The organism is Cyanobacterium sp. Dongsha4 (assembly GCF_036345015.1).
GTDB lineage: Bacteria > Cyanobacteriota > Cyanobacteriia > Cyanobacteriales > Cyanobacteriaceae > PCC-10605.
The window spans coordinates 1,663,842-1,681,321 of record NZ_CP084098.1 but is presented as its reverse complement, the minus strand read 5'-3'; the positions used below and the strand labels follow the sequence as shown (position 1 = coordinate 1,681,321).

Here is a 17,480-nt window from a genome sequence, read left to right as displayed (position 1 = left end):
TCATTTATTCTGATAAAGTAAATGTCTAGGCATAGCAAAAATTGTATTAGCACGATCAGAAGCAACAAAACGCCAATGCCAAGGCTCAAAACTTACCCCTTGTAAGTTATTTGGGGGAAAGGATAGCTCAAAGCCATATTTATGGGCATTATTAATTAACCACTGATAAGCCTGTGTAGATTGAAATTGAGTTTTCAAATCAAAAGATGGTTGTTTCCCATCGCCTATATCTAAAGCATAACCCGTATGATGTTCACTATGTCCCGGAGGTGCGCTTAATTTCACGGCTTCTTCTTTACTACCCCGCTTTTGGATTTGTTTTTGGAATAATTGGGTTTGTGAAGAAATTGAGCGAAATCCTGAAATTAAAACTAATTCAACACCTTGATTTTTCGCCACCGCCTTCATCCGCAAAAATGCTTCCCCTGCTTCTCTGTCTAAATACTCTGTGCGATTATAATATTTTCCCATGTTCATTAATCTTGCTTGAGGGGCTTCTTGAAAGGGAAAATGACCAAAATAAGTAGAAGAAAGAAGATAATTAATCTTAACTAATTCTTGATCCTCTATTTCGGGGGATTGTGAACTATTAATGGGATTCTTTACCTTTTCTTGCTCATTAGTGGGCGAAGTAGCAATAGGAGTATTATTCACGGTTGCGGGAGGTGTAATAGATGCAGTGGAGTTATTGGAAGTTGGGGAAGGGGTGACAGAAGTATTATCAACGGGTATTTCTGGATTGTTGCGAGGAGAATTAGCAATAGTAAGAGGTGATTCGGTTGCCGTTTCTGGAGAATTAGTGGGGGTGATTTTAGTTTCAGAAGAGGGAGGATTATTAATATTCGTATTTCTCTTTTGAGAGGATTGAGGGAGATACCAGAAACCGAAAAGTCCACCTATAATAATTGAAGCGAGAAAAAAATTAACTATTTGAAAGTTAGACTCCAAAAATTGACAAAATTTTTTCATATATACCCCATTTTCTCTAATAATTAACTAATTGTCCTGCCATCCACCCTGTTACCCCTGATGAAGGATGATAAATCTTATACCAAAGATACCCTCCATTGTCATAGCCACTATCTAAAATTTCAATGGGTTCACCAGTGTATCCTTCTCCTACTACAGCATAACCCGTACCCGGTCCAGAACGAATATTTTTTGAGCCTGTACTACCCGTAATTGTTCCATAAGAACCATCTGTTAAACTGGACGGATTAACTACAACTGTGCGAATTTGAGGTTGAGATTGTGCCTTTATTTCGGCTTGACGACGTAATTCCTCAGCTTTTGCTCTTTCCTTTTCAGCCTCTAATCTCATTTTCTCCGACTCTTGCCGTTTTAATTCTTCCTCCTCTCGTTTTGTCTGTTCCTCAGCTAGTCTTGCTTCTGTTTCCTCTTTCTCTTTTTCAATTTCTTCTAATCTTGCCTGAGTTTCTTTCATTTGTTGAACGACAAAAAATCCTCCTGATACCCCTAAAGCCACTAATAAAGCTGTTATTAATATGACTAGCAAATTATTTTTTTGAGGGTTAATAAGGGGTTGAGAAACTTGCGACACCTGTTGAGGCACACTAGCCATACTGTTGGGAATTAAGACTGTCGGTGCTAGATTAGGAGTACTAGATTTTTGTAAGTCAATAGGATTTGGAGTTACTGCCATAGTTTGTCCTTGACTGAGATGCAAGGCTTCATACATTTCTTGGGCGGTAGGATACCTTTGAGCTAAATCAATTTTTGAGGCTTTTTCCAGTACTGTTTTCAAATTTAACGGTAAATTAGGAATATAGCTTTGCCAATCCAATTCTCCCGTAATGTTGTTATTGGGTAGTTCTATGGGATATTTTCCTGTTAAGCTATAAATAATGGTTAAACTCAGGGCGTATAGGTCACTACTGAATACTGTCCTACCTGCGCTTTGTTCTGGTGGTATGAAGCCTCTTGTACCAATAATTACTGAACTTACAGTCGAACCACTGCTTAATTGTACAGCCCCCATACTTTCTTTGACTGCACCAAAGTCAATCAAGACGGGTAATTTGTCACTGTCTCTAAGAATGATGTTTTCAGGTTTAATGTCACGGTGAATAATATTCTTGCCATGAACATATTTGAGAGTATTAAGCAGGGATGATAAAATAGATTCGCATTGATTGGGGTGAATTATTCCCAATTCCGCTAAACTTTTACCTTCAATATATTCTTGAACTAGATAAAATTCTTTATTTTCTCGAAAATAAGCGTATAGAGTGGGAATTTGTGGACAATTTTCTCCTAATTCTTCTAATACCTTTGCCTCTTTCTCAAATAGTTTCTCGATAAACTCAAGAGAAATATGATGATGATGAACAGGCTTAAGTTTTTTGATAACTACTTGTCTAGCAGAAGGCATTTGTAAATCTTGAGCGAGAAATGTATCTCCAAAGCCACCACTGCCGAGGTTTTTAACGATTTTATATCTGGATGCGATCGCCTCTTCCATATAATTAACTTACAGCGTCACTAAATGCTGATTCCCCTTGTAGCTATTTTATACTAAAATAGTAATAAAAAATAACTCTCTATTTACTTATTTGTTACAATTCATTAAATAATCCACATTAGGAAAATCTTTCATAACTTTTTTCTTTATTTGTTGTTTCAGAAAATCATAGTTGTTTTGAGTGTATCCCAAATATTTTTCAAACAGATACGTTTTGTCTTCACCTATGAGATGATTAATATTGAGAGCATATTCATAATCTTCAACTATTGTGCCTTGTTCTCCTTTTCTCAGACTATATTGAGGAATATCTACTAATAATTCGATCACGTCTAATAATTCAGGTTTATTCATCTTTTCTATAATTTGGTCATTTATAAACATCTCCCCTTGAACCAATTGTTGTAATAACATATAAATTATTATCAGTATCTTCTATAAATAAAATACGATATTTCCCCACTCTTAAACGAAATTCTAAACGCCCTTTTAACTTTTTAATATCAAGATTAGTCACATTATTATGCAAACTATCTAATGCTTGAATGATTCTTATTTGTTCATTTTGTGGCAATTTTAATAAAAATTTCTCCGCATTTTTAAGGAGAATATAGTCAAACATTATCTTCCGTTAATAAGAGTTTTTTCTTTAAATCTTGTGAATTTATCCCTTTATCTTTTCCAGTAATATATTCTCGCCATGCTATTTCACTTTCAGCAATTTCTTCAGCTAAAATAATTTCTTCATCTTCATTTTCTACATATTCACTAAGAGAATTTTTTAAGGTATTTAAAAGTTTAAATTGTTCGGGAATAGGCATTTTTTGCACTTCTTTTAAAATTTCTGAATAAGCACTCATTTTCATCTCAGCTTTAATATTTTTACATCAAAAAAGGTGGGTATTAGCTCACCCTATAATTTTAGCGCTTGGTAAGTTTAGTTAACACTTGGTTCGATCGCGCTACAAAATCAATCATCTACTCGACACATGAGGTTAACCATCTCTGATCGAGTCTATAATTTAAACTAAACGTTGTCATTATCATAATAAGTATTTGCGTGGCTATAATTAAAGTATTAAACAAAGTAAAAATGAGAGAATAATGGAAACAGCAACTTTAAAAGAAATGATCAAAGAAAGTATTAGGGAAGTATTGCACGAAGAACGTTTATCTTTAATACAATCTTTGATACCTCCTGTGAATGATGAAGAAATGAAGGAAATTGAGGGAAAATTTGGTCATCCCCATAACTATAATGAGGCTAATTTTGTTGAGATGAATGATTGGTTAAATGATTAAACTAAAATTTAGTAAAAGTGCGGTTAAATTTATTAATAATTTATCTGAAAAAGAGCAATTAAAAATTAAACAAAAACTAAAATATTTAATAAAAAAAATTAATGAAGATAATAATATTCCCTTTCAGGAATTAAATATAAAAACTTTAACAGGTAATTGGAAAGGTTATTTAAGATTAAGGATAGGAAAAATTAGGATTATTTTTAGGATAAATTCCATAGATAGTGAATTATTAATATATGAAATAGATTATCGAGGAAGTATTTATAAAAAATGACAATTTTATCTCAACTTTAATATTTTTACATCAAAAAAGGTGGGTATTAGCCCACCCTATAATTTTAGCGCTTGGTAAGTTTCGTTAACACTTGGTTCGATCGCGCCACGAAGTCTGTCATACCCTGTGCGTCAAATGCCCGTTGTGCCATCAAAGCTAAATCATAGACATATTGACACATGAGGTTAACCATTTCCTGATTAGAAGATTCTCCTCCTGCCTGAATAATTGAGGATTTGCTGAGTTGATAGATATTTTCAATTAAAGGATGTGAAATGTTAATTACTAACATATGTTCATCAGGAAACTTCATTTCCGTCTGTTGCATCATTGCCGTCATCTCTTGGAAACGACGCATAGCTTCAGGTAACAACACCATTGCGGGGGGAGTTTCTTCCTGTTTTTCCGCCTTCAATGACTGGGTTTTGACATTCACCTTTGGCTTATTAATTGCCTTCTCGAATATTTCCTTGATTTCATCCCCACGGGTTTTATTGGTTTGAGGATTGACGATTTCTCCTGCTTTATCTTCTTCTACCAAGTTAGAGTCTAATTCCGAGTCAACACGGGAAAATTTAACATCGGTGTATTCTCTCTCAAGGAAGGGAATAAAGTAGTTATTATCGATGAAAGAATCCATGTATAACACTTCAATCCCTTGATTTTTATACAAATCAATATAGGTGCTTTGGGTTTGAGCGTTAGTTGTGTAGAAGACTCGATTTTCGTGTTTGGCTTTATTTCTGTCTAAGTATTCTTTGAGGGTAGTGTAAGGGTAGCTTTCATCGGTTTTAACATCTGACCATGCGTCATCATCTCCAGATTGTACCTCAACTTTGGCTTTTTCTTCCCCTTGATTTGCCTCGTAGGTAGTGCGGAAAATAATTAAGTCTTCTACTTGTTTCTTGAATTTATCATCTCTTAATGCACCATATTTAACAAAAGTGCCGACATCTTCCCAACAACGGATATATTCGCCCTTGTTATCATTATATAAAGACTTGAGGCGATCGCCTATTTTTTTGCTGATAAAATCTGCAATACGTCTAACGGTGCGATGATTAGTTAAAGCACTACGGGAGACATTTAAAGGAATATCAGGGCTATCAATGACACCACGCAAAGGCATCAAAAACTCTGGAATAATCTCCTCACAATGATCACTAACAAATACCTGATTACAAAATAACTTAATTTGCCCCTTAGTGACATCCACATCGGGTTTTAATTTGGGAAAATATAGGATACCATTGAGTAAAAATGGATAATCCGTGTTTAAATGTACCCATAATAAAGGATCTTCTTGAAAAGGATAGAGATAACGATAAAATTCTAAGTAGTCGTCATCGGTCAAATTTTGAGGGGATTCTTTCCATAAAGCCTTTTGACGGTTAACGGTTTCCCCATTCATTTTAATGGCGACAGGTACAAAATCAGAGTATTTTTTGATTAAACCTTTAATTCTTGCTTCCTCTAAATACTCCGTTTCCTCATCCATGATGGTAAGGGTAATGGTTGTACCAGGGTTTGTGCGACTAGAATCAGTTAGTTGAAATTCAGGTGAACCATCACAAGTCCAGTGTACCGCAGTCGCTCCATCACGATAAGATAAAGTGTCGATTTCTACCTGTTTAGCTACCATAAAAGCAGAATAAAAACCCAAACCAAAATGCCCAATTAAATCATTGGCGGTTTTACCATATTTAGTAATAAAGTCTTCAGCACTAGAAAAGGCAACTTGGTTGATATATTTTTTGACTTCTTCTACTGTCATACCGATACCATTATCGCTAATGGCAAGGGTTTTTTTCTCCTTATCAATCGTAATTGAAATTTCGGGTTCAGGCAATTCTTGACTAAATTCCCCTGCTAAAGATGCCATTTTCGCTTTAGAAATCGCATCCACAGAGTTAGAAATTAATTCTCTTAAAAAGATTTCGTGATCAGTATAAAGGGATTTTTTGATGATGGGAAATATATTCTCAGTATGAATTGTAATATTACCCTTTTCCAAGATAGTAGTCATAAGCAGTTAGTTTAAGTGTGACAGTGAAATTATATAAACAGTAAAAATTGATGGGATATAGTTGTTATCCCTACTATATAGGTCATGATGTCACAAAAGATTTAAGGCGATCAAGATGTGGTTTACCGAATCGAATATCACAACAAATTCACCATAAATTTAACACCTGATACCTGACACCCAACCTAACTAGACGGTTTTTTCCATAAAGCCTATTTATTTTATGTTTAATTTATAGGGGAGAATGCTATAAATTTGATGGGGATTTCTTAAAATTTCTCTTAATTGTAATTCTGTATTTTCTTCCCAAATCATTTTCAGCATAGTTTCTTTATCGGTTAAATTGGAATTGAGTTTTGTTCCACTTAATTGGTTAATTAATTCAACCTGCCAACTTCTTTTTTCAGGATAACTTATAAGCTGATAATTGTTATTTAATTCTAGCTTTTCGTTTAAATATTCTAAAGATTTATCTAAACCTCCAATTTCGTCTATTAAACCAATTTTTTGGGCGGCTTGTCCAGACCAAACTCTTCCTTGGGCGATTTCTGCAACTTTTTCTATGGGAAGATTTCTCGCTTTAGAAACTCTTTCTAAAAACAAGTCATAAACTTGATCAACTCCTTGTTGAATAACACTTAATTCTGCGTCGGTTTTCGGTGCAAAACTATTACCTAAATCGGCAAATTTATTGGTTTTTACTACTTCATTATTAATGCCATTATTTTGGGCTATATTTTCTATATTAAATATTAAGCCAAATACCCCGATCGAACCTGTAATAGTATTATTACTAGCAAATACTTTTTCCCCTGCGGTAGAAATCCAATAACCCCCCGATGCGGCAACATCACCCATGGATACCACCACTGGTTTTTCTTTGGCGGTTAGCTGTAATTCTCGTAAAATTAACTCAGATGCGATCGCACTTCCACCGGGGCTATTAATTCTGACAATGACCCCTTTTATATCATCATTTTGCCTAATTTTTCTAATTTCTGCCACATAGCGATTACCCCCTACTTCTCCAATTCTACCTTCCCCATCAACAATTGTTCCTTCTACATAAAGAATTGCAATTTGATTACTACTGCTAGTTTCTTGAGGATTGGCAGTAATATAATCTTTAATAGATATTTTGCGAAAATTATCTTCGTTCTCACTATTAGTAATGGTTTTTAATTCACTGATGATTTCATCCTCATATTTAACTTGATCAATTATTTTTAAATTCTTAGCTTCTGAGGCTTGTAAAATACCTTTATTATCTGCAATATTATTAATTTCTCCTGCTTTTAAATCTCGATTATTAGTTACATTTTCTACATAAGAATTCCATAAATCATCAATTAAATCTTGAGTTTGTAACTTGCTTTCTGGACTATAATTATCAAGAATAAAAGGCTCGACTGCTGATTTATATTTACCAACTCTAACGACTTGAACACCAATACCATATTTTTCTAAAGCAGAAGCAAAAAACAGTTGAGAGGAAGCTAAACCATTCATTTCCATTCCGCCCATAGGATTTAAAATAATTTCATCAGCAATGGATGTGATAAAGTAGTCTTGTTCTCCTGCAGAAACATTATAAGCAATAATCTTTTTACCACTAGCCTTAAATTTTTCTAGGGCATTATTTATTTCCGTCAAACTGGCATATCCTGTAACAAGATTTCCCTGACTACCATCTAAATATAAAACAGAAATTCGTTTATCTTCTGCGGCTTTATTGATAGCATCAGTAATATCTCTTAAGGTTAAATTCTCGGTATTATTTCCTCCTAATAAAGAATTAAGGTCACTTTCTCTTTGATAATCGCTAATTTGACTATTCAAGTTAAAAACTAAGGCAGATTGATTCTCAATTTTGGGAGTGCTACTCATGGATAGTAAAACCACAATGAGAATGAATAATCCTCCTGAGCTTAATAAAGCTAATAATGATAAACTGGCTAAACTTCCTAAAAAACTGGCAAGGGTTTGCTGTAAAAATTTTTTCATTTTAAATGATTGAAGATTGATATATAGTGATTCTTGGTTTTATCTCATCATAATTAATAATTGTAGAGTCGGTCAAAATTTAACACCTCTGGAAAAGATAATTAACATTAATTTTTAACGTTTTTGATTAAGTATAAAATCCTGAATATTTTGGTTAATTGCCTGACAAATTTGGTCTAATGGTAAGTCGTTTCTATCTCTACCAAAAGGATTTTCAATTTCAAGAGCGATCGCTTCTATACCATAAACAATATAACTAACAATGGAAACAAAAGGAATAGTCCACCACTCAATTTGATCTACTAACTGAAATGGTAATACTAAACAATAAATTAAAAGTAATTGTTTTAAGTGAATACTATAGGAATTGGGGATAGGAGTTTTTAAAATTCTTTCACATCCGCCCACCATATCCATAAGTTGATTAATCAATTGTTGCATATTAGTTAATTGATATTCATTTAGATGTTTTTTTTGATATTCTTGCTGTAAATATTCTCCCAAATAAGCGGCAATTTGTAGCGGTAAATGTTGACTTGTTTGTAAGTGATGATAATAGTAAGCAGATAACAAAGGGCGCATTTCTTCACTGATTCCCTCTGATCTTAAATGATTTTTAGTTGCGATCGCAAATACTGTCAATAAATTTAAAGCATTAATTTTATGCTCTTGATCGTCGGGTGTTTCCTCTTTAATATTAACCCATATTTGCCAAGTTAAATTGCGTAAATGATTAACAATTCCGCCCCACAATTTTCGCCCTTCCCAAAAACGTTCATTAGCAGAATTAGTACGAAAAACTAATAATAAACCCAAGACAATAGTAGGTATTAAACTACTTAGAATCGGTTGTTGAACAGGAAAACCAACACTGTGCAGTAAACAAATAACAAAGGAAAAAACAGCAAAAAAAAGAGCCTTTTCCCAAACATCTGGAAAAACAGAATATTTAACCCTAAATGCTTCCCTAAACCAAGGTTTTCGTTTAATAATAACGAGGGTATTAATTTTCATCTATATTTTTCCGTCCTTTGCATCCAGTTATCGTTAAACAACACCATAATTTTACCTGAGTTGGGAGTTTTTACAATTTGGGGTGTTAACGAGATGAGGAGTTCGGGTTTATTAACTATTAATTATCAACTATTCACTCTATTCGCTTTTGCCTTTTTTGCTTTACCTTTACTTAATATTTAACCTGAAACCTGCAACCTTTGATCTGAAGCCTATCTTAACTGAAACAATGCTAAATAAATGCACAACTTTAGAACATAACCTAAAGGCGCTCCTTCTCAAAGAAAGAACGCCCAAAACAGACTAATATTTAGTTGTAACATTATTTATTCATAGATTATCTTAACTTAAAGTGCTACCACTGCGATCGTAGCTACGAGCAAAATTGGATAAAGGAGCAGATTTTAAATTTTCGTAATATTCTGTGTTATTTACATCCATGCCGATTTCACCAGCAACTCTACCTAACATAGATTGTTGACGATTTCTAATCATTTTATCGTGACGCATCATTAAAGCACGAGATTTTTGATTGGTGTTCATAGTCTTATCTCCTTATGAGGATTTATTGCTTACATACACTATGATAATAAAATTCTGTATAAATTGCTACAAAATTGACAAAAAGTAAAAAAACTTAACAAAAAATTTAAGAAACAGAAAATCAAGTAAAAGAGGAAGATTTTTAAGTAAATTTATTCGAGGGGGAAGAAATTAAGATAAACTAAAAATACATCTTGAGATGAATATTTTTCCATTAACTCAGCAGAGAAACCAGTGTGAATGAGCGTTATCTATTGTCTCAACCCCGATTGCGAAAATCCAGTCAACGATACCAAAACCAGAAAGTGTCGTAGTTGTCAGTCTAATTTAATCCTGAATAAACGTTATGTTGCCATAAAAAAAATAGGCAGGGGCGGTTTTGGTACGACTTATCTAGCGGTGGATATGGGACGGAAAAACATTTATTGCGTCATTAAACAACTTGAACTCTCTAAGGAAAATCCGGAATCCTACCGTACAGCTTTAGATTTATTCAATCGAGAGGCAAAAACACTGGCAAAGTTAAATCATCCTCAAATCCCGAAACTGTTGGATTATTTTGAAGAGAATAACCAATTTTATCTCATTCAAGATTTTGTCTTAGGAAAAAATTTAGAACGAGAAATCAAAAAAGGGGGGATATATCCCGAAACTACGGCAAAAAAATTCCTCCGCCAAATGTTGCCTGTATTGCAGTACATACATTCAGAAAAAGTAATTCATCGAGATATAAAACCGGGGAATATCCTTCGAGAGAAAAAGACAAATAAATTATTTTTAATTGATTTTGGGGCGGTAAAAGAACAGGTTAACACTCAATTAATGAGTCAAAATCCTGAAAGTGCCTTTACTAAAATATCTGTCGGTACAATGGGATTCGCTCCTCCTGAACAGTTGGCGATGCGTCCTGTATATTCCAGTGATATTTACGCTTTAGGGGCAACTTGTATCTTTTTGTTGACAGGAAAAGCCCCCAAAGATTTATGCGACAATGTGACGGGGGAGTTGGCATGGGAAAAATACACAGCCGTTAGTTCCAATTTTGCTAAGGTGTTAAATAAAATGTTGGAGTTGGACGTGCGTAAGCGTTACAGTTCAGCAGATGATGTTATTAAGGCTTTAGAGCTAGTTCCCTATGAAGAGGAATTGGCGGGTAGTATGGTCAATTTAAGTGTTAGCAAAGAGGTAAGCAGTGAAGATGATGAGGATATGACTGTTACTAATTCTACCTCTCAAAATCTTGCTGATGCCATCAGAAAACGCCGAGAAAAGTTACAACAGTCTGGAGGTAATACACCAGCAAAAGCAAAGGTTAATGTAAGTGCTATTCCTCCCACTCAACCGAAAGCACAACTAACTCCTGATGCTATTAAGGAATATTATCGTCAGGGCGATCGCAATTTCAGTCAACAGAGTTTAAATGGATTTGATTTGGAGGGCTTTAAATTAGCGGGGGCTAGTTTTTCTCAAAGTAAACTAATTGGAGTGAATTTACAAAAAGCAAATCTTTATCGCACTAATTTTTATAATGCCAATTTAGCCCAAGCCAACTTAAAAGAAGCTGATTTAAGACGAGCGGAGTTATATAAGGCTAATTTGAAAAATGCGGATTTACAGGGTGCTAATTTGACGGCGGCAAATTTAACCAGTGCGTTGTTGAAAGATTGTAATTTAGCAGGGGCTAATTTGAAAGGGGCAAAAGTGGATGATGAGCAGTTAAAAATGGCAAAAACCAGTTGGCGTACTATTTTTCCTGATGGTAAGAGAAGATGGTGGTAATTTCATCAAGAATCAAGAAAGGGCAAAGAAAAAATTAAGAATTAACTACTTTTAGTGTTTGTAAGCTCGAATCACTAGCTCCTGTAATTGTACCACCATGATTAATAATATTTTGAAGAGATACGATCGCATCTTGGGTAATTAATTCTCCTGCCATAATGACGGGAATACCGGGGGGATAAGGACAAATTGTTTCCCCACTAATATGGTTAATAGCTTGACTTTGCTTTAAAGTGATTGTCTCTGCATAAAATGCCTGACGGGGAGTTATTTTTAGTTTTGGAGTAGGGAAATTTGTGATCAAAATATCATTTTGGTTTATTTTTTTGCGGTATTTTTCTATTTTGGTTAAACCCTCAATTAATTTGTTTATATCATCAAGATTATTCCCAATGGAAATAATAAAAGTTAAAGTTTTTAGTGATGGTAACTCGCAAGTAACTTCTAATTCAGTATTGAGGATTTCATCGGCTTCATATCCAGTTAAACCCAATTTAGAAATATTTATTGTCAATCTTGTCAAATCTAAATTATTAAAACTATCTTTTTTTTGTTCAAAATTTAATACCGATAAATAATCTAATTTACTCAGCTTTTCTCTCGCCATTAAAGCTAAGTCTAAAGTATTTTTTAATAAATATTCTCCCTCTGTTGCCATTTGTTGTCGTGCTGAGTCCAAAGAAGCTAATAGTAGATAATTAGGGCTAGAAGATTGAACCATTTGTAGAGCCCGACTAATTTTGTCAGAGGAAACTAGACTACCTTGTAAATGCAACATAGAAGCCTGAGTCATTGCTCCTAAAACTTTATGGGTTGACTGAATAACCACATCTGCCCCTGCTTCTATTGCTGATATGGGTAAATCTGAATGAAAATGAAAATGTCCGCCATGAGCTTCATCAACAATCAAAGGAATGTTATGGTTATGCAAACAACGGGCTATTTCTTTCAAATTTGCACAGATGCCGTGATAAGTGGGAGAAACTAAAAGTACCGCTTTGACTCTGGAATTGTTGTCTAAGGCTTTAATTATTTGTGTGGTAGAGATATTATAAAATAAATCAAAATCTCGATCGTACTCAGGATTAATAAAAATAGGTTCTGCACCAGACAAGATTAAACCAAAAATAGCTGATTGGTGAACATTACGAGGCAAAATTATTTTATCCCCCTCGGAACAAGTCGCCAAAATGGAGGCAATTATTCCCGATGTCGAACCATTGGCTAAAAACCAAGTATGTCCTGCCCCAAAAGCCTGACTAGCTAAGTCTTGAGCTTCTTTTATAACTCCTTCTGGATTGAATAAATTATCTAATTCTGGTAATTCTGGTAAATCTGCTTTAAATACGTTTTCTCCTAATAATGCTTTAAACTGTGAGTTAATACCTTTACCCTTTTTATGTCCGGGAGCGTAAAATGGCGCTTCTTGTTTAAAAGCTAATTTACTTAGTTGGGTTAAAAGAGGAGTTTTTTTTTGAGGGAAAGACATATTAGATTTTTTTGAATTTTAACAAATTTTATGAATAACAATAAACTTAAGATTTAGAATTGATAAAAAAGAATAATTTTTAGTTTTTTTCTTAATCAACTTTTTTGATAAATATACTTAGTTCTAGTCTCTAATCCCAATCCTTGCTCGGAAAAGAATTAATTTATAGTTGACATTTGAGAAAGAGATTTCTATACTTTCTTCATCATAATGGTAAAGTAAAATTACCTTTAATTCATAAAATAAAAGGTCAAGGGTTTCAAGTCTAGCCTTGTAAGGCATTATTAATCTTGATAGTGGTTTAAGGCTACTTTCAAAATGACCTTTGCCCTTTGTCCTTTCTTCTTTTTGACTCATTTCTAGCTGTGATTTATCTAAGGCTTAATTAATCAAATCCTGTGTCTATTTTTAATCAAAATTATCTGCGTTCAGAAACTAATAATAATCTGTACTCAAATGGGAAATATACTCCTGTGGTTGCGTTAAAAGAGTTAGTGGCAAGTTTACAAAGAGAACAAAACAAGATACAAAATCTTTTAAGTTCATTAAGTTTTGCCTTACGTAGCTTTAATAATCTCAATCAATTTTTAGAGTTAACCCCTTTAATGGTTGCTAGAGTGACAGATGCGGATGGTGGTGCTTTGATACTCTATCGTCAGCAGGAAATTAGTTTAGAGCAAATATACTGTCATAATAATCATTGGCGGGAGGAGATTACTTTTTCTTTTCAAGAGTTGGTGCAGGAAATAAATACTTATTCTCAAACTTGTCAACATGACCCCAGTTTATGCCCTGAAATGGAGTGTTTTTCTAGTTTTGTGGAGTCTCAGGTACAATCAAGATTTTCTCCTCTATTTCCTATTTTTAGCACTCCTATTATTGTCAAAAATGTGGAAAGAGGACGTTTTTATGTTTTTAGTCAAGATTCAGAATATGTATGGACTCAAACTCGGCGTAAGTTAGCCCAGTTAGTAGCAGATCAAACCGCAGTTGCGATCGCAAATCATGAATTAACCGTAGAATTAAGATCAAAAGAAAGACAAGATCGAGAATTAGAAATTGCCTCAGAAATTCAACTTAGATTACTGCCAAGGAAATGTCCCACGATTAAAGGGTTAGAGGTAGCGGCCAAGTGTCAAACAGCCAACCGTGTGGGGGGAGATTACTACGATTTTATCCCCGTTAATTATGATCAATGGGATGAAAATAATGCTATTAACAAGAATGCTCCTTGTGAGCCTTGGAGTATCGTTATTGGGGATGTGATGGGTAAAGGTGTACCCGCAGGATTAATTATGACTATGACAAGGGGAATGTTAAGGGCAGAGGTTTTAAACCGTCATTCTCCTTCAAGGGTGCTAGAGCATTTGAATAGGGTAATGTATCCTGATTTAGAAAATTCCCATCGCTTTGTTACACTATTTTATTCTGAATATGATCCTCAAACTCATCTTTTACGCTATGCCAATGCCGCTCATAATCCTCCCTTATTATGGAGAGAAGGTAAGAGTAATCTAATTCCTTTGGATACGGAAGGTATGCTTATAGGATTAGAGCCTAATTCTCATTATCAAGATGATTGTTTACAGTTACAACCTAATGATACTATTTTGTATTATACCGATGGTTTAACAGATGCAGTTAATCAAAATAATCAGAGATTTGAAGAGGAAAACTTGATTAAGTGTTTTCGTTATGGTTGTGAAAACTACAATACTGCGGAGGAAATTTTAAATTACATCTTAAAAACTATCGAGAATTTTATTGGGGTGGGTAATCGTAATAGTGACGATATAACTTTAGTGGTGGTTAAATTTAATCCTGACCATTCTTTTACTTGTCAGTGTAGCGATTAAGAATAAGGATACAGAGAGGTTTACCTTTTTCCTTTTCCCTAGTAAAACCAGAAAAATTTATCTTGAACTCAAGTCAATTATTTTTGATATGAAAGTTATTTTAATTAGTGGTGCAAGTCGTGGTATCGGTAGAAGTATTGCGGAAAAACTATTACAAGATGATTATTACCTTAGTTTAGGGGTGAGAGAGCCAAAGTATTTTCAAAACACGGTATTTGCTAATCATGAGCGAGTTTTAATTCAACCCTATGAAGCAAAAGATAAACAATCTCCCATTGATTGGGTAAAAACGACTATCGATAAATTTGGCAGGTTGGATGGGCTGATTAATTGTGCTGGTATTTTAGAGAGAATACAATTTGAGGATGATAATGAAGAAGGACTCGATCGCCTCTTTGAAGTGAATTTGAAAGCTCCTTGGCGATTAACTAGAGAGGCTTTTCCTTATCTCAAGCAATCGGGGAAAGGTAGAATTATTAATCTTGTTTCCATGTCGGGCAAAAGAGTTAAAGGTACATTAGCAGGTTATTCTATGAGTAAATTTGCATTTTTGGCACTAAGTCAAAGTATGCGTAATGCAGGTTGGGAAGATGGTATTAGGGTAACGGCAATTTGTCCTAGTTTTGTTAATACAGATATGGCAAAAGGAGTCAAATTAGATTCAGAAACTATTACTCAACCCGAAGATATTGCCGATATTGTCAAAACAATTTTAGAGTTACCAAATACTGCTTATGTTGGTGAAGTATTGATTAATTTTGCTTTGGAAAAATAAGGAATAAATAGGTATAAGGGCAAAGGGCAAGGGGCAAAGCTATTAGGGTTAATAGTTAATAATTAAAAACTTCTAATCCTTAACTCAAGTTAAGTTAATTGGATGGTTTCTAAACACCATGATTTATCCTCGGAAATTTTCAGTAAAAGTTGATGATACTGCTTTAAACTATCTCGATGCCCAACGCTAACAAAAGTGGTGTGAGTATCAAGGAGGTGTTGATATAAAAATGTTTCATTATTGGTGTCTAAAGCACTCGTGGCTTCATCTAAAATGGCATATTGGGGTTTGTTGACCAAAATTCGGGCAAAGGCAACTCTCTGTTGCTCTCCGAGGGACAAAACTTCCCCCCAGTCTTTTTCTACTTCAAAACCGCCAAATTTTTCAGCTAAGTCTTTTAAATTAACTAATTCGAGAACTCTTTGTAATTCTTCTTCGGAAATATCAAGATTGGTGGCGGGATATATTAATTGTTGTTTTAGTGTGCCAATAATCATGTAAGGACGTTGGGGAAGAAAGAGAATTTTGTTTAACTCTGGGCGTATAATCGCTCCTGTGCCTGAGTTCCATAAACCTGCGATCGCTCTTAGGAGTGAGCTTTTACCGCAACCACTCGCCCCCATAATCAATAATCCTTGACCATTGGATAGCTGAAAACTAATGTTTTCCATCAAAGTATTGTGATAATTAGGAGTTTGTAAAGTTAAGTTTTTTATTTCTAAATTATCATTTTCAATGGTGTCAATAATTCTTTTTGTTGAAGATGATTTGCTTAATAATTGTTCTTTTTTAGGAATAGATAAAAATTCATCTAATCCTGATAAACGATCAATTCCTGCCGCAAAATTAGTCAAAGATTGAAAACGACTAACAATAATATTTAATGAGAAAAATACTCGTGCAAATGCTCCTGTTGCTTCACTTACTTTCCCTACTTCTAAATTGCCAGATAAAACACTAGGTGCAACGACAATCGCTGGAATAACATAGGGTAAAAATTCAAAGGTATTGACAAATAAACCGAGATATAATTCTTGCCAAACAATAAGGCTATTAAAATTATTAAATAAGTCTGTAAAGAGATTACTTAAATTATTTTGCTCTTGGTTTTCTCCTCGATAAAAAGCAATAGATTCCGCATTTTCTCTCACTCTTACTAAGCCAAAACGAAAATTTGCTTCTTTTTGTAGTTGAGCAAAGTTAAGATTTACTAATTTTTTCCCAAAAACTCCTGTAGTAATTAAAGTACCTGCGATCGCATAAAATAATAGAAAAATTACTAATTTTTGAGAGATAGACCACAAAACGGCACTAAAGGCAATTACTTGTAAAATTGATTGAACAACTACTAATAAAAACAGTAAAGAATCTTGAGTAAAACTTCTAATATCTTCAGAAATTCTTTGATCAGGATTATCAATTTCTTTATTTCTAACGGCTAATTGATAAAAATGTCTTTGCTGAAAATATTTATTCAAAAAATTATTTGTTAACCATCTACGCCAATATAAACCCAATTTACTTTGAGTATAAGAAAAACCAGCAAATAAGGGAACATAAATAATTAAAATTAAGAGAAATTTCCCCACAGTTTGCCAAAAAGCGGTTTCATCTTTTGCCGCTAGGGTAGAAATTAATCCTCCTTGAGATTCGTTTAGTAAAACACTCAGTTGAGTATAAGCTATAAGTAACACTCCTAAAATAAATAGTAGTGTTAAAGCTCCTTTTTTTTCTGAACCTAGCCAATATAATTTTGCGATCGCCCAAAACTTACGAAAAACAACGAAATTAAAACCTTTCATAGATTCTGTGATGACTGAAGTTAAATTATTTCTCCTGAATCTTCAATTATCTCTCTTAATTCCTAATTCCTAACAAAGAATTTTCGATATTGGTGAATTAATCTATAATTTTTAGTTTTTATCGGGAATGG

At 33.9% G+C, this 17,480-nt stretch carries 17 protein-coding genes; 5 read left to right on the top strand and 12 right to left on the bottom strand.

Translation table 11 applies throughout. From position 1 onward, the window contains the following. The 5 genes from Dongsha4_RS07125 to Dongsha4_RS07105 form a co-directional block, all read right to left on the bottom strand. On the bottom strand, positions 1-969 hold the full coding sequence (locus tag Dongsha4_RS07125) for a D-alanyl-D-alanine carboxypeptidase family protein (RefSeq protein WP_330205000.1): 969 nt from the start codon (positions 967-969) through the stop codon (positions 1-3). 16 nt (positions 970-985) lie between these two features. Further along, positions 986-2,482 carry a protein kinase domain-containing protein gene (locus Dongsha4_RS07120; protein ID WP_330204999.1) on the bottom strand — a complete coding sequence of 499 codons (1,497 nt, stop codon included), beginning with the start codon at positions 2,480-2,482 and terminating at the stop codon, positions 986-988. An 87-nt stretch (positions 2,483-2,569) separates the two neighbouring features. Further along, positions 2,570-2,836, bottom strand: coding sequence for a DUF4926 domain-containing protein (locus Dongsha4_RS07115; protein ID WP_330204998.1), 267 nt, complete (start codon positions 2,834-2,836; stop codon positions 2,570-2,572). A 16-nt stretch (positions 2,837-2,852) separates the two neighbouring features. Then, positions 2,853-3,104, bottom strand: a complete 252-nt coding sequence (locus Dongsha4_RS07110) for a type II toxin-antitoxin system RelE family toxin (protein WP_330204997.1) — start codon at positions 3,102-3,104, stop codon at positions 2,853-2,855. Then, on the bottom strand, positions 3,097-3,342 hold the full coding sequence (locus Dongsha4_RS07105; RefSeq protein ID WP_330204996.1) for a hypothetical protein: 246 nt from the start codon (positions 3,340-3,342) through the stop codon (positions 3,097-3,099). The genes Dongsha4_RS07110 and Dongsha4_RS07105 overlap by 8 nt, the downstream gene beginning before the upstream one ends. A 244-nt stretch (positions 3,343-3,586) precedes the next feature. Here Dongsha4_RS07105 and Dongsha4_RS07100 point away from each other — a divergent pair, with 244 nt between their 5' ends. Both Dongsha4_RS07100 and Dongsha4_RS07095 read left to right on the top strand, forming a co-directional pair. After that, positions 3,587-3,784 (top strand): hypothetical protein, encoded by a 198-nt coding sequence (locus Dongsha4_RS07100; protein WP_015220890.1) that lies wholly within the window; start codon positions 3,587-3,589, stop codon positions 3,782-3,784. After that, positions 3,777-4,061, top strand: coding sequence for a hypothetical protein (locus Dongsha4_RS07095; protein ID WP_330204995.1), 285 nt, complete (start codon positions 3,777-3,779; stop codon positions 4,059-4,061). Before Dongsha4_RS07100 ends, Dongsha4_RS07095 begins: the two co-directional genes overlap by 8 nt. Positions 4,062-4,125: 64 nt before the next feature. On the opposite strand, the gene htpG is transcribed toward Dongsha4_RS07095, so the two are convergent. The 4 genes from htpG to Dongsha4_RS07075 form a co-directional block, all read right to left on the bottom strand. After that, positions 4,126-6,087: a molecular chaperone HtpG gene (gene htpG, locus Dongsha4_RS07090; RefSeq protein ID WP_330204994.1), complete on the bottom strand. Its 1,962-nt coding sequence runs from the start codon at positions 6,085-6,087 to the stop codon at positions 4,126-4,128. A gap of 216 nt (positions 6,088-6,303) precedes the next feature. Then, the gene (gene sppA, locus Dongsha4_RS07085) at positions 6,304-8,091 is read right to left on the bottom strand and encodes a signal peptide peptidase SppA (protein WP_330204993.1); all 1,788 of its coding nucleotides are present in this window, start codon (positions 8,089-8,091) and stop codon (positions 6,304-6,306) included. Positions 8,092-8,205: 114 nt separating this feature from the next. After that, the gene (locus Dongsha4_RS07080; protein WP_330204992.1) at positions 8,206-9,105 is read right to left on the bottom strand and encodes a bestrophin family protein; all 900 of its coding nucleotides are present in this window, start codon (positions 9,103-9,105) and stop codon (positions 8,206-8,208) included. Between the two features lie 342 nt (positions 9,106-9,447). Further along, positions 9,448-9,648, bottom strand: a complete 201-nt coding sequence (locus tag Dongsha4_RS07075) for a hypothetical protein (RefSeq protein WP_330204991.1) — start codon at positions 9,646-9,648, stop codon at positions 9,448-9,450. 240 nt (positions 9,649-9,888) lie between these two features. Here Dongsha4_RS07075 and Dongsha4_RS07070 point away from each other — a divergent pair, with 240 nt between their 5' ends. Further along, positions 9,889-11,427, top strand: a complete 1,539-nt coding sequence (locus Dongsha4_RS07070) for a serine/threonine-protein kinase (protein ID WP_330204990.1) — start codon at positions 9,889-9,891, stop codon at positions 11,425-11,427. 34 nt (positions 11,428-11,461) lie between these two features. On the opposite strand, the gene Dongsha4_RS07065 is transcribed toward Dongsha4_RS07070, so the two are convergent. Continuing rightward, complete coding sequence (locus Dongsha4_RS07065) at positions 11,462-12,916, bottom strand: aminotransferase class I/II-fold pyridoxal phosphate-dependent enzyme (RefSeq protein ID WP_330204989.1); 1,455 nt, start codon at positions 12,914-12,916, stop codon at positions 11,462-11,464. 123 nt (positions 12,917-13,039) lie between these two features. Continuing rightward, positions 13,040-13,273 (bottom strand): hypothetical protein, encoded by a 234-nt coding sequence (locus tag Dongsha4_RS07060; protein WP_330204988.1) that lies wholly within the window; start codon positions 13,271-13,273, stop codon positions 13,040-13,042. A 41-nt stretch (positions 13,274-13,314) separates the two neighbouring features. On the opposite strand from Dongsha4_RS07060, the gene Dongsha4_RS07055 reads away from it, so the two are divergent. Both Dongsha4_RS07055 and Dongsha4_RS07050 read left to right on the top strand, forming a co-directional pair. Further along, positions 13,315-14,772: a PP2C family protein-serine/threonine phosphatase gene (locus Dongsha4_RS07055; protein ID WP_330204987.1), complete on the top strand. Its 1,458-nt coding sequence runs from the start codon at positions 13,315-13,317 to the stop codon at positions 14,770-14,772. 88 nt (positions 14,773-14,860) lie between these two features. Further along, positions 14,861-15,547 carry an SDR family NAD(P)-dependent oxidoreductase gene (locus tag Dongsha4_RS07050; RefSeq protein WP_330204986.1) on the top strand — a complete coding sequence of 229 codons (687 nt, stop codon included), beginning with the start codon at positions 14,861-14,863 and terminating at the stop codon, positions 15,545-15,547. A gap of 89 nt (positions 15,548-15,636) precedes the next feature. Here Dongsha4_RS07050 and Dongsha4_RS07045 read toward each other — a convergent pair whose 3' ends face one another. Next, positions 15,637-17,349, bottom strand: coding sequence for an ABC transporter ATP-binding protein/permease (locus tag Dongsha4_RS07045; protein WP_330204985.1), 1,713 nt, complete (start codon positions 17,347-17,349; stop codon positions 15,637-15,639). Positions 17,350-17,480: the final 131 nt, after the last annotated feature.

Excerpts from the sequence above, each read along its gene's own strand:
- Dongsha4_RS07105 (WP_330204996.1), bottom strand. The coding sequence starts at position 3,342 with ATGAGTGCTTATTCAGAAATTTTAAAAGAAGTGCAAAAAATGCCTATT.
- Dongsha4_RS07125 (WP_330205000.1), bottom strand. The coding sequence starts at position 969 with ATGAAAAAATTTTGTCAATTTTTGGAGTCTAACTTTCAAATAGTTAAT.
- Dongsha4_RS07110 (WP_330204997.1), bottom strand. The coding sequence starts at position 3,104 with ATGTTTGACTATATTCTCCTTAAAAATGCGGAGAAATTTTTATTAAAA.
- Dongsha4_RS07115 (WP_330204998.1), bottom strand. The coding sequence starts at position 2,836 with ATGAATAAACCTGAATTATTAGACGTGATCGAATTATTAGTAGATATT.
- Dongsha4_RS07080 (WP_330204992.1), bottom strand. The coding sequence starts at position 9,105 with ATGAAAATTAATACCCTCGTTATTATTAAACGAAAACCTTGGTTTAGG.
- Dongsha4_RS07060 (WP_330204988.1), bottom strand. The coding sequence starts at position 13,273 with ATGAGTCAAAAAGAAGAAAGGACAAAGGGCAAAGGTCATTTTGAAAGT.
- Dongsha4_RS07095 (WP_330204995.1), top strand. The coding sequence starts at position 3,777 with ATGATTAAACTAAAATTTAGTAAAAGTGCGGTTAAATTTATTAATAAT.
- Dongsha4_RS07050 (WP_330204986.1), top strand. The coding sequence starts at position 14,861 with ATGAAAGTTATTTTAATTAGTGGTGCAAGTCGTGGTATCGGTAGAAGT.
- Dongsha4_RS07075 (WP_330204991.1), bottom strand. The coding sequence starts at position 9,648 with ATGAACACCAATCAAAAATCTCGTGCTTTAATGATGCGTCACGATAAA.
- Dongsha4_RS07045 (WP_330204985.1), bottom strand. The coding sequence starts at position 17,349 with ATGAAAGGTTTTAATTTCGTTGTTTTTCGTAAGTTTTGGGCGATCGCA.
- Dongsha4_RS07120 (WP_330204999.1), bottom strand. The coding sequence starts at position 2,482 with ATGGAAGAGGCGATCGCATCCAGATATAAAATCGTTAAAAACCTCGGC.
- Dongsha4_RS07100 (WP_015220890.1), top strand. The coding sequence starts at position 3,587 with ATGGAAACAGCAACTTTAAAAGAAATGATCAAAGAAAGTATTAGGGAA.
- sppA (WP_330204993.1), bottom strand. The coding sequence starts at position 8,091 with ATGAAAAAATTTTTACAGCAAACCCTTGCCAGTTTTTTAGGAAGTTTA.
- Dongsha4_RS07065 (WP_330204989.1), bottom strand. The coding sequence starts at position 12,916 with ATGTCTTTCCCTCAAAAAAAAACTCCTCTTTTAACCCAACTAAGTAAA.
- Dongsha4_RS07070 (WP_330204990.1), top strand. The coding sequence starts at position 9,889 with ATGAGCGTTATCTATTGTCTCAACCCCGATTGCGAAAATCCAGTCAAC.
- htpG (WP_330204994.1), bottom strand. The coding sequence starts at position 6,087 with ATGACTACTATCTTGGAAAAGGGTAATATTACAATTCATACTGAGAAT.